We start from the raw sequence: 10,016 nt of genomic DNA, 5'->3' as shown, positions 1-10,016 counted from the left end.
TGGCGAAGAGCAGAGGGTTGAGGAGCCCTGCCGAGCAGCCGCGCATACTCCTTGAGCATGGGTTCGACATAGACGCGCTCCAGGTCGAAGCGGTTTTTGACATGCCGCCGAGCGGCGAGACCGGCCTACCGCAACGGCAACTGGATCACCTTCGCGTACGACGCGGACGGCACCCCGCTCGGCATCGCCCACAGCGGCGGCTACGAGCTGAAGTTCACCACCGAGGAAGGGCGAATCACCGCCCTGAATCTGACCGGCGCGGTGAGCGACGGCTCGGCCCAGGAGATCCTCCGCTACGGCTACACCGACGGCCACCTCACCGAGGTGACCGACTCATCGGGACGCCCGTTGCGCTTCGCCTGCGACGAACACGGCCGCATCACGTCCTGGACGGACACCAACGACAGCCGCTTCGACTACACCTACGACGACGAGGACCGCTGCACCTCCCAGTCGGGCGTCGCAGGCCACCTGAACTCCACCTTCACCTACGACACGACCGACCCGGAGACAGGACACCGGGTCACCGCCATCACCAACTCGCTGGGCCACACGGCCCGTTACCTGGTCAACGACCGCGCGCAGGTGACAGCCGAGATCGACGAGACGGGATCGGTCACCCACTACCGACGCGACCGCCACAACCGACTCCTGTCCCAAACCGACCCGCTCGGCCACACCACCGCCTTCCACTACGACGAGACCGGCAACCTGCTCACGGTCACCCGCCCCGACGGGCGCGAGTCGAGGGCCGAGTACAACGAACTCGGCCTGCCGGTAAGGCTGGTGAACCCGGACGGCACGGTGTTCCGCCAGACGTACGACGACCGCGGCAACCGCACATCGGTGACCGCCCCGACCGGCCACACCACGCACTTCGCCTACGACGATTCGGGCCACCTCACGAAGGTGACCGACCCGCTGGGCCGAGCCACGACCGTCCAGTGCGACCGCACCGGCCTTCCGCTGGAGATCACCGACCCGCTCGGCGGGGTCACTCGCTACGAACGTGACAGTTTCGGCCAGCCTGTCACATTCACCGACGCCCTGGGTGCGAGGACCCACCTGGAGTGGACGACCGAGGGCCACCTGTCCCGCCGCACGGCACCGGACGGCACGACGGAGTCCTGGACCTACGACGGCGAGGGCAACTGCACCACCCACACCGACCCGTTGGGCGGTGTCTCCCACTTCGAGTACACGCACTTCGACCTGTTGACGTCCCGCACAGGCCCGGACGGAGTGCGCCACGAGTTCACCCACGACACCGAGCTGAACCTCAGCCGGGTCACCAACCCACAAGGCCTGACGTGGAGTTACGACTACGACGCGGCCGGCCGCCTGATCACGGAGACGGACTTCGACGACCGCACCCTCACCTACACCCTCGACGCGACGGGCCACCTGACCACCTGCACGAACACCCTCGGCGAGACGATCGAGTTCGAGCGCAACACGCTGGGCCAGGTGACCCGCAAGAACGCGGCCGGCCAAGTCACCACGTACGCCTACGACATGACAGACGGCCTGGCCCAGGCAACGGGCCCCGACACCACCCTCACGATCCTGCGCGACCGCCACGGCCGAGTCCGCTCGGAGACGGTCGATGGCCGTGAACTGACGTACACGTACGACGAGTTCGGCCGCCGCACCGGCCGTACGACCCCGACGGGCGCGACCACGACCTGGTCGTACGACGCCACCGGACACCGCACCGGCATGACGGCCTCGGGTCGTTCCATCGACTTCACGTACGACGAGGTCGGCCGCGAACTTGCCCGCCAGGTGGGCGAGTTGCTCACCCTGGAGCACACCTTCGACGCGGTAGGCCGCCTGACGACCCAGTCGGTGACAGGCTCAGCCGGCCGCTCCCTCCAGCACCGCGCCTACACCTACCGAGCCGACGGCAACCTGACCGCGATCGAGGACCGAATCTCCGGCACCCGCCGCTTCGACCTGGACGCGGCAGGCCGCGTAACGGCGGTCCACGCGGCGAACTGGACCGAGACGTACGCGTACGACGAGGCGGGCAACCAGACGCGAGCACACTGGCCGACGGGGCACCCGGGCCAGGAGGCGACGGGCAACCGCGCCTACACCGGCACCCGCATCACCCGCGCCGGGAGCGTCCGCTACGAACACGACGCCCTCGGCCGCATCACCCTGCGCCAGAAGACCCGCCTGTCCCGGAGGCCGGACACATGGCGCTACGAGTGGGACGCGGAGGATCGCCTGACGTCGGTGACGACACCGGACGGCACGCGATGGGGATACACCTACGACGCGCTCGGCCGCCGCACGTCGAAGTCACGCTTGGCCACCGACGGCGAAACGGTCGTGGAGCGCGTGGTGTTCACGTGGGACGGCACCACCCTGTGCGAACAGACCACCACGTCCCGGGACCTCCCCAACCCGGTGATCCTCACCTGGGACCACCAGGGCCTGAGCCCCATAGCCCAGACAGAACGCATCGCAGCCGCGGACGCCCCTCAACAGGAGATCGACTCCCGCTTCTTCGCCATCGTCACCGACCTGGTGGGCACCCCCACCGAACTCATCGACGAACAGGGTGACATCGCCTGGCACACCCGCAGCACCCTCTGGGGCACAACAGCCTGGGCAGCGGACAGCACCGCCTACACACCACTCCGCTTCCCGGGGCAGTACTTCGACCCCGAGACGGGGCTGCATTACAACTACTTCCGGCACTACGACCCCGAGACCGCTCGCTACCTTTCCCCGGACCCCCTCGGACTCTCACCGGCACCCAACCCGGCCGCCTACGTAACCAACCCGCATACATGGAGCGATCCACTCGGCCTTGCACCCAAGGCGTGCAAAGACGAGCAGGTATCGCACGTAACCGCAGAAAGTCGGAACGACGCCTTCCGCAAGGCGAAGCGCGATCTGAATATTCCCATGTCGCAGCATCCGGACGAGATCCGCAAGGTGCCCATGACCGACCGGACTGGGCAACAGGTTATGGACGACGCCAACAAACCGGTAATGACGCGGGAGTACGTGTTCACGCGCGGTGACGGCAGTAAGGTAATTATTCAGGACCACGCACACGGACACGATTTCGGGGAAGGTGGGGTCGGAAACCAAGACAGTCACTTCAATGTTCGCCCATGGGAGAACCCGCGGACCGGTAAGGTTCCCGGGACTGCGCAACACTATGAATACTAGGGAAAAGAGAAGAAAGACATGACGACATGACATGGACGTCGCTAGTACAGAACCCCGAGGGGATTACCGCCGTCTACCAGGGTTCACCACCGGAACTTTTCGACGTGCATGTACACGAGGTATGCCTTCACAGAGACGGCCCGGCGTTGCGAGTACGCCTCGATCTCCCCTCCTACCCTGAACACCCTCCCCGAAAGTGGTCGGCCCAGGGTTTCAACACCGTGCAAATCGAAATCACCTTTAGCGGTCTGCGAGAGGTTCAATTGAACGGCTTCTCCACCGACATGACGGCAACCATTTCTATCGAGGAAAATACGGGTGTACAGATTCACATCTCCGCACCTGGATCCGACGTGAGAGCTGTCGCCAGCACGGCTGTAATTACAAAAGTAACCGCATATCTCAACACCCCCGGGTAGGAAGCGAAATATCCACGCCCGTCAATCGCACCCTTACCTGAAGACGCGACCTCCATGGTCAAGGACATCAGAATCCCGGTGAGCCTGGTTACCAGCCCCCACACCTCCATGTGCGGCCCTACGAAGACACCCGCAATGGTCAGATCCCCGGCTGCGAGGAGCACTATCGCTATGACCGTTGACGCTTTTCTCGTGAATCGGGAGGTACTGCGGTCGCTCTACGGGAAGGTCCCGGACCTGAGCGAGGTCAGGATCCGTTCGATCAACCTGAACTGGCGTGGGCCCAGCGTGACGCTCCGCGTCGACCTGCCCCGGTTCCCCGACTCCGCACCGCAGGAGTGGATCGACGAGCACATGGACACGGTTCAATGCCAGTTCCGGTTCCTGGCCGTGGACACCATCTCCCTGACCGAGTGGGACCCGCCGGCCACGGCCGGAATCGAGATGGTCCCCCATGGCACAGGACGACGTATGCGGGTACGGGCCGATGGCCGCGGAGTGAAACTCGAATTCGACTGCAGCGACTCCATCACCGTCGGCCATGTGAGTGCCTTCAGGAAACAGGCGGACGGATCGGACGACGAGCGGCATCTCTTCACGAGCAAGATTGATTCCTTGCGTCACAACCGCCTTCCCGCAATGGATGAGAAGACCTTCTATGAGCGCTGACTGGTTGCAACTCCTCACCTTGCCGGAATCAAGTGATCTCTTCTATCTGCATATCGATGAACGAGAAAACTCGGCGACCCTTGGGTTCGACACAAGAAGTCTCCCCTCGAACCCGCCCGCCGAGTGGGAGGGAAAGGGGTTCAACGCTTTCGAGTACTACCTCGTCTTCGTGGATATCGCAGGGCTACGAGTCACCGGGTGGGGCCCCGCCGAGGCCCGCGAAGTCAACCTGACCGCCCAGGAGGACGGATCGGTCAAGGTTGTGCTCGGGACCGACACATCCGGGGTCAGATTCCAGGCGTCAGCAGTCCGCCTGACCAAGACACGCGGTTACCACGCCTAAGACACCCTGTGAAGTGACAGCTCGCACCACACACCCATCGACGGCTGACACCACGATCGTGCTGCTCTTTCCCGTGCCCTACCAGAGGGTGAACGGTCACGTGAGAACCCAGCCGGCGTCGGTGGGCCTGACCCGGAAGCCCAATGCCACCTCGATCACCTGCGCACGGTAGGTGATCTCGACGTAGAGATTGCTGCCGGTGTGGCCCCAGTGGAAGTCCGCGAGACCGAGTTCGCCGAGCCAGGACAGGTCCTTCTCCCACTCGTCGGCAGCAGGGCTGCCGCTCGCCTCGTTCTCATCGGCACCCGCTTCGACGGAACCGGCCCACAGCGACTTGAGCACATGCCGGACCGGGTGGTGATCGATGAGCTGTTCGGCCTCAGGACTCCTCCCGGCCCAGAGCAGGCTGAAGCAGCCGCGAACGACCGCTTCGACCTCGCCCCTGGCAGGGTGCTCCGCCCAGATCTTCACCGCGAGATCATACGAGTTCGGTGCCCCGAGCATCCCGCCCCCGTCCCACGTCAGTTGGGCAGTCGGCCTTACAGGCTGATGAAGCCGCTGCTAGAGATCTTCAACAGCGTGAAACCAAGATCGACCTGCTGCCGCAGCCGAGCACAGCACAGCACAGCACAGCACAGCAGGGTTGCGAACCTTGAGCACATCACCTTGGACAAGCCATGGGCGCCGCACGGAACCATCGATCTGGAAGGTCGACGGCAGGCTGCTGATCGCCGCCACCCGTCGCCTACGAGGTCTACGACATCTACGACATCTACGAGGCGGCGTCAGCACCGAGCGGACCCCGACGGCCATCCACGACGGCACCAGCCCGGCGGGCGGCCTCGCCTGCGCGGGCAATGGCGCCGAGACCGGGGTGGAAGTCGGCTTCGTCGGCGGGCCGGTCGGGGCCGTGGTCGGCCGCGTCGCGGGCGGCCCGGGACTTCCAGGACGCCCTCACCACGGCGATCGCCGCACCGCTCACCCAGGCCAAGGCAGTCCGGCAGGGCGCCGTACTCGGAATGTGGCATCGTCGTCCTGCGCCAAAAGCTCATCCTCGCCAAGGCCGCCGGGAAAATCGGCCTGTCCGCCCCGCGCGTCGACCAGCTCGCCAAGGGCAAGCAGAAGAGCCGCCGCCGGGCACCGCGCCACTCACCCCGGTACCCTCCATCGGCGCCTGGTCGACATCGCGGGACCCTGACGTGCCTGTTTCTCGTCGTCCAGCCGGCCGGGCGACCCGCCGAACGCCTTCTCGGCAGACGGCTCCTGGTCGGTGCCGTCCTCGAGTTCCGACCGCACTCAGTACGGCGGCGGTGACAAGTCGTGTTCGGCTTGTTCGTGAGTGCTGCTTGGAGTGCTCCGCGAGAACACTCGCGCTATGGACGTGGTCAGTACCGCCGAGGTGTCGGTCGGGGAGCGGTTCGCCTACTGGCGCGAGGTGAACTCGAAGCTGTGGGTGCCCTACGACCTGCGCTGCGACCGAGAGGCCGAGCGCGACTTCCGGGCGCAGGTCGGTATCAGCGAGTTCGGCGCCCTGCAGGCGACGCTGATGACGACGATGCCACATGCGGTGCATCGCACGCCCAAGCTCATTCGCCAGGCCGACCCCGAAGTGTTCAAGGTGGGCTGCATGTTGCGCGGAGGGGGTGTGATCACGCAGGACGGCCTGCGCGCGGAGCAGAGGGTCGGTGACCTGATCCTGTTCGACACTTCTCGCCCGTACGTGGGCGAGTTCGACCCGGACATACCGGTCAGCCAACTGCTGCTCCTGCGCTTCCCCCGCTCGCTGCTGGCCTTGCCTCACCGGGACCTGCGGCAGGTGAGTGCCATGCGCATTCCGGGCGACCGGGGCATAGGCGCACTGTCGTCACAGTTCCTGATCCACCTCGCCCGGCACCTGCATGAACTCAGCCCCGCCGAAACCGCCCGGCTGTCCGCCCTCACCCTCAACGTGCTCACCACGGCGCTCGCCGACGCCCTGGACATCCGCAGCGCGGTGCCGCCCGATACCCGGCGGTGTGCACTGGTGGCCCGGATCCACGCCTTCATTCGGGACAACCTTGGTGACCCGAGTCTCACCCCGGATGCGATCGCCGCAGCCCACCACATCTCCCTGCGCTACCTGCACAAACTGTTCCAGCAGGAAGGGCACACCGTCGCGGGCCGGATACGCGAACGCCGCCTGGAACAATGCCGACGCGACCTCTCCGACTCCCAGCTCGTCGCCCGCCCGATCCACGCGATCGCGGCCCGCTGGGGCTTCACCAGCCCCGCGCATTTCAGCCAGGCCTTCCGCCACGCCTACGGCCTCTCACCACGCCAGTACCGCGAGCAGTCCACGACAGTGCGCGCAGACTAAAGAACGGTGCGCTGACGTGTAATGACGGGTCCAGATGCGGGGTGCAGCCTCTACTGAGAAGGCAACGACAAAACTCACCGCACTGGGAGAGCAATGCAATTCCGTAAGATCATCGCAGTCACTCTCGCCTCGCTGTCACTCGCGGGCGCCGGTCTGACAACCTCGGCGTCCGCCGCTCCAGCGGCCTCCACCCCACACCGCGGCTGGCCGGTCGAGATCTCCGTAGGCCAAGGTCGTGCCGCCTGTCCGCAATACTTCCTGTGCATCTGGACGGGTCACAACTACACCGGTAGCGGCCGCGGCTACGGCGGCAGCATCACGCACGGCGAATGGACGTCGTGGTTCAACAGCGAAACCAAGGCAGTGTTGTGGGAGAACAACGTCCATTCCGCCGTGAACCAGACCACCATCCCGGTCAGGTTCCTCGACATCCACGGCGTTGTCGGGATCCCCGTCGGTGACCTCTACCCGGGCTACAACGTGGGGGACGACTGGTCGGGCGCCAACAAGGTGGACGGGATGATCTACCCGGATGATCTCTAGAGATCTTTGGTGGCGCGGGATACGTGGGTCGTGACGGCTGTCGTCAGCTGCGCTGTGTCGGGAAGATGAGGTATCCCGATGACCGTGGGCTGACGACTGAGGAGCGGGCTCGGCGCAAGGACGTCAGGCAGGGTGACCCGGGTGTCGGCGAACCGCTGGCGTAAGGCGTTGACCACCGCGAGAGGACCCCCAGCCATGGCATCAGCCGAGCAGCAGCACCTGACGGGCAAAGGAAGGGCCGCGATCGAGGCATTCCTGCACGACCAGGGAGCTGACCGGATGCCGCATCCCGGTGGCACGTTGCTGGCCCATCTGGGCCGTGTTCAGGGCCTGTTGGCGGACTGGGGAGCGGGTGCCGTCGTCCAGACCGCGGGGCTCTGCCACGCGACGTACGGGACCGACGGCTTCGCACCGGCGCTCCTGCCCGTCGCCGACCGGGCCACGCTCGTCGAGCTGATCGGTGAACGGGCGGAGGCGCTGGTCTACCTCTACGCCGGCTGCGACCGCGGCGCGGTCTACCCACGCGTCGACGGCACCACGACGTTCGCGTTCCGGGATCGCTTCACCGGCCGGGAGACCAATCCGCCGCCCGACCAGTTGCGGGCGTTCTTCGACATCACGGCCGCGAACGAACTGGACGTACTGGCACACAACACGGAACTGGCCGAGCGCTACGGCCCAGGCCTGCACGCCCTCCTCACCCGCGCGGGCACCCTGCTCTCCCCCGCCGCCCGCGAGGCCGTGACCCGGCAACTGGGTTGAGCGCGGATCGCTTCAACAGCCGCTTTCGGCAAGGCTGTTGAGTCCGTCCAGCTCGCACCACACCGTCTTCCGATCCGCCCCCTGCTCCACACCCCACCTCAGCGCCAACGCGTCAAGTAGCGCCATCCCCCGGCCGTGTTCGTCCGTCGCGGTCGCCCGAAGCAGCAACGGCAACGCCCTCGGATCCGGATCGGTGACCTCGATACGCGTGTGGCCGTCATCCGTGCCCAGGACTCTGACGGTCACCGGCGTTCCCTCGCCGACGTGGTCGATCACGTTCGTCACCAACTCCGTTGCGCAGAGGCGGACGTCGTAGGTGTGGTGGCGGAGGTGGTGGCGCAGTTCCGGTACGGCCTTGGGGGTGGCCAGCAGGCGGAGTTCGAGGGTCACCGTTCGGCCGCCTTGCGGAGAGCTGCGGCGAGTTCGCGGGCGGTGGCGGTGTTGCAGTTCCCGAGCGCGACGAGGCCGGCGGTCAGGATGTCCACGCCGAGGGAAGGGAGAGTGATGTCGTGCAGGGCGAGGGCGTCGCGGAGTTCCTCCACGCAGAGGGTTGTGTCGTAGGGGGTGGACATGAACGGGTGCCTCCTGTGCGCTCTGTGACGAACTCCTCACAGACTGGCGTTCCGCTGGCTACCGTAAAAGAGGTTTCGCGTTCGCGACCGGGGCTGCGGAGGAGGGCAAGTGGTGGCACGGGGCAAGGAGATCGACGGCTCGATGAGCGTTCCGAGCTTCTACGGCAAGGAGTTGCGGTGGAAGCGGGAGGAGGCAGGGCTGTCGTTGGAGGCATTCCTCAAGGGCATCTTCTACAGCAAGACGTACCTCAGCGACATCGAGCACGGTGAGCGGCGGATCCCGCTAGATCTAGCCCAGCACGCGGACCGGGTGTTGGGGACGGACGGGTTCTTCGAGCGGCACTGTGAGGATGTGCGGAAGGCGCGGCAGGGTGCCAACGCCGAGTACTTCGCTGATGTCCTGGAGTTGGAGGGGCACGCGAGAGAGATCGAGGAGTGGGACCCGTCCCTGATCCCCGGACCTCTCCAACTGCCGACATACATCAGGGCCGTTGTCCTGGCAGTGCACCCGACGGACTCTGAAGAGTCGGTGACGGCGAAGATCGAGGCTCGGCGCAAGCGTGCCTGGCTCTTCGAGGACCAAGAGGCTCCCGAGAGCTGGCTGGTACTCCACGAGGAGATCCTCAGGAACCCGATCCTCCCACCGGGTGATATGGCCGAACAGCTCGCCCATATCGCAGAGGTGGCGCGTAAGCACCGCCGATCCATTCCGCAGATCCTCCTGCGGAACTCAGGGGCACATCCCTTCATGATGGGCACGACTAGGTTCCTGACCTTTGCTGATGCCCCGCCGCTCATGTACACGGAGGGGATGTACAGCGGCCAGTTGATCGATGATCCGGCGCTCGTGAGCCAGTACTCGAAGGCGTACGGTCGGCTCAGGGCCGCCGCACTCCCGCCCGAGGCGTCCCTGAGGCTCATCGAGCAAGCAGCAGAGGACTACCGAAATGGCAAACACCCAGATCGACTTGAGTGACGGGCTCTGGTTCAAGAGCAGCTACAGCAATGGCGACGGCGGCCACTGCGTCGAGATCGCCAGCGACTTCCCCGGCGCCGCCCTCTGGCGCAAGTCGAGCTACAGCAACGAGAGCGGCGGTAACTGCGTAGAGGTCGCCCACAACCTCCCCGGCCTCGTCCCCGTCCGCGACTCAAAGGCCCCCCAC

The 10,016-nt window shown here is 65.7% G+C and carries 13 protein-coding genes and 1 pseudogene; 10 read left to right on the top strand and 4 right to left on the bottom strand.

Features of this window, described 5'->3' with window-relative positions; genetic code table 11:
* Nucleotides 1-129: 129 nt before the first annotated feature.
* The 5 genes and pseudogenes from ACNFOC_RS44170 to ACNFOC_RS44150 form a co-directional block, all read left to right on the top strand.
* Nucleotides 130-3,189 (top strand): annotated as a pseudogene (locus ACNFOC_RS44170) (HNH/endonuclease VII fold putative polymorphic toxin); the annotation flags it as partial.
* A 26-nt stretch (nucleotides 3,190-3,215) separates the two neighbouring features.
* Nucleotides 3,216-3,608 (top strand): Imm50 family immunity protein, encoded by a 393-nt coding sequence (locus ACNFOC_RS44165; protein WP_416964649.1) that lies wholly within the window; start codon nucleotides 3,216-3,218, stop codon nucleotides 3,606-3,608.
* A gap of 110 nt (nucleotides 3,609-3,718) precedes the next feature.
* A complete protein-coding gene (locus ACNFOC_RS44160; RefSeq protein WP_416964651.1) occupies nucleotides 3,719-3,790 on the top strand; it encodes a hypothetical protein in 72 nt (23 codons plus the stop codon).
* Complete coding sequence (locus ACNFOC_RS44155) at nucleotides 3,780-4,277, top strand: Imm50 family immunity protein (protein ID WP_416964650.1); 498 nt, start codon at nucleotides 3,780-3,782, stop codon at nucleotides 4,275-4,277. The genes ACNFOC_RS44160 and ACNFOC_RS44155 overlap by 11 nt, the downstream gene beginning before the upstream one ends.
* Nucleotides 4,267-4,620, top strand: a complete 354-nt coding sequence (locus ACNFOC_RS44150; protein ID WP_416964648.1) for an Imm50 family immunity protein — start codon at nucleotides 4,267-4,269, stop codon at nucleotides 4,618-4,620. The genes ACNFOC_RS44155 and ACNFOC_RS44150 overlap by 11 nt, the downstream gene beginning before the upstream one ends.
* Before the next feature lie 96 nt (nucleotides 4,621-4,716).
* Here the strand turns inward: ACNFOC_RS44150 and ACNFOC_RS44145 are convergent, their stop codons facing one another.
* Nucleotides 4,717-5,091 (bottom strand): hypothetical protein, encoded by a 375-nt coding sequence (locus ACNFOC_RS44145; protein ID WP_416964647.1) that lies wholly within the window; start codon nucleotides 5,089-5,091, stop codon nucleotides 4,717-4,719.
* 301 nt (nucleotides 5,092-5,392) lie between these two features.
* Nucleotides 5,393-5,602 carry a hypothetical protein gene (locus tag ACNFOC_RS44140; protein WP_416964646.1) on the bottom strand — a complete coding sequence of 70 codons (210 nt, stop codon included), beginning with the start codon at nucleotides 5,600-5,602 and terminating at the stop codon, nucleotides 5,393-5,395.
* A gap of 393 nt (nucleotides 5,603-5,995) precedes the next feature.
* Between ACNFOC_RS44140 and ACNFOC_RS44135 the strand changes: the two genes are divergently transcribed.
* From ACNFOC_RS44135 to ACNFOC_RS44125, 3 genes are all read left to right on the top strand, one after another.
* Nucleotides 5,996-6,976, top strand: coding sequence for an AraC-like ligand-binding domain-containing protein (locus ACNFOC_RS44135; RefSeq protein WP_416964645.1), 981 nt, complete (start codon nucleotides 5,996-5,998; stop codon nucleotides 6,974-6,976).
* A gap of 93 nt (nucleotides 6,977-7,069) precedes the next feature.
* Nucleotides 7,070-7,519 (top strand): peptidase inhibitor family I36 protein, encoded by a 450-nt coding sequence (locus ACNFOC_RS44130; protein ID WP_416964644.1) that lies wholly within the window; start codon nucleotides 7,070-7,072, stop codon nucleotides 7,517-7,519.
* 195 nt (nucleotides 7,520-7,714) lie between these two features.
* Nucleotides 7,715-8,281 (top strand): DUF6817 domain-containing protein, encoded by a 567-nt coding sequence (locus tag ACNFOC_RS44125; RefSeq protein WP_416964643.1) that lies wholly within the window; start codon nucleotides 7,715-7,717, stop codon nucleotides 8,279-8,281.
* A gap of 12 nt (nucleotides 8,282-8,293) precedes the next feature.
* Here ACNFOC_RS44125 and ACNFOC_RS44120 read toward each other — a convergent pair whose 3' ends face one another.
* Together ACNFOC_RS44120 and ACNFOC_RS44115 are read right to left on the bottom strand one after the other, a co-directional pair.
* The gene (locus tag ACNFOC_RS44120) at nucleotides 8,294-8,671 is read right to left on the bottom strand and encodes an ATP-binding protein (RefSeq protein ID WP_416964642.1); all 378 of its coding nucleotides are present in this window, start codon (nucleotides 8,669-8,671) and stop codon (nucleotides 8,294-8,296) included.
* Entirely contained in the window at nucleotides 8,668-8,853 is a 186-nt protein-coding gene (locus ACNFOC_RS44115) for a hypothetical protein (RefSeq protein ID WP_384159357.1), read from the bottom strand. The genes ACNFOC_RS44120 and ACNFOC_RS44115 overlap by 4 nt, the downstream gene beginning before the upstream one ends.
* 112 nt (nucleotides 8,854-8,965) lie before the next feature.
* Here ACNFOC_RS44115 and ACNFOC_RS44110 point away from each other — a divergent pair, with 112 nt between their 5' ends.
* On the top strand, nucleotides 8,966-9,829 hold the full coding sequence (locus ACNFOC_RS44110) for a helix-turn-helix domain-containing protein (protein WP_416964641.1): 864 nt from the start codon (nucleotides 8,966-8,968) through the stop codon (nucleotides 9,827-9,829).
* Nucleotides 9,801-10,016: DUF397 domain-containing protein (locus tag ACNFOC_RS44105; RefSeq protein ID WP_416964640.1), on the top strand; the 216-nt coding region annotated here is incomplete at its 3' end. The genes ACNFOC_RS44110 and ACNFOC_RS44105, both read left to right, overlap by 29 nt.

Source organism: Streptomyces colwelliae (assembly GCF_048158785.1).
Lineage (GTDB): Bacteria > Actinomycetota > Actinomycetes > Streptomycetales > Streptomycetaceae > Streptomyces.
The sequence above is the reverse complement of the archived record's forward strand: the minus strand, read 5'-3'. Positions and strand labels throughout refer to the sequence as shown.

Bases quoted from the DNA above. Each gene is read 5' to 3' on its own strand.
- ACNFOC_RS44130 (WP_416964644.1), top strand. From the start codon at position 7,070: ATGCAATTCCGTAAGATCATCGCAGTCACTCTCGCCTCGCTGTCACTC.
- ACNFOC_RS44115 (WP_384159357.1), bottom strand. From the start codon at position 8,853: ATGTCCACCCCCTACGACACAACCCTCTGCGTGGAGGAACTCCGCGAC.
- ACNFOC_RS44125 (WP_416964643.1), top strand. From the start codon at position 7,715: ATGGCATCAGCCGAGCAGCAGCACCTGACGGGCAAAGGAAGGGCCGCG.
- ACNFOC_RS44150 (WP_416964648.1), top strand. From the start codon at position 4,267: ATGAGCGCTGACTGGTTGCAACTCCTCACCTTGCCGGAATCAAGTGAT.
- ACNFOC_RS44135 (WP_416964645.1), top strand. From the start codon at position 5,996: ATGGACGTGGTCAGTACCGCCGAGGTGTCGGTCGGGGAGCGGTTCGCC.
- ACNFOC_RS44165 (WP_416964649.1), top strand. From the start codon at position 3,216: ATGACATGGACGTCGCTAGTACAGAACCCCGAGGGGATTACCGCCGTC.
- ACNFOC_RS44155 (WP_416964650.1), top strand. From the start codon at position 3,780: ATGACCGTTGACGCTTTTCTCGTGAATCGGGAGGTACTGCGGTCGCTC.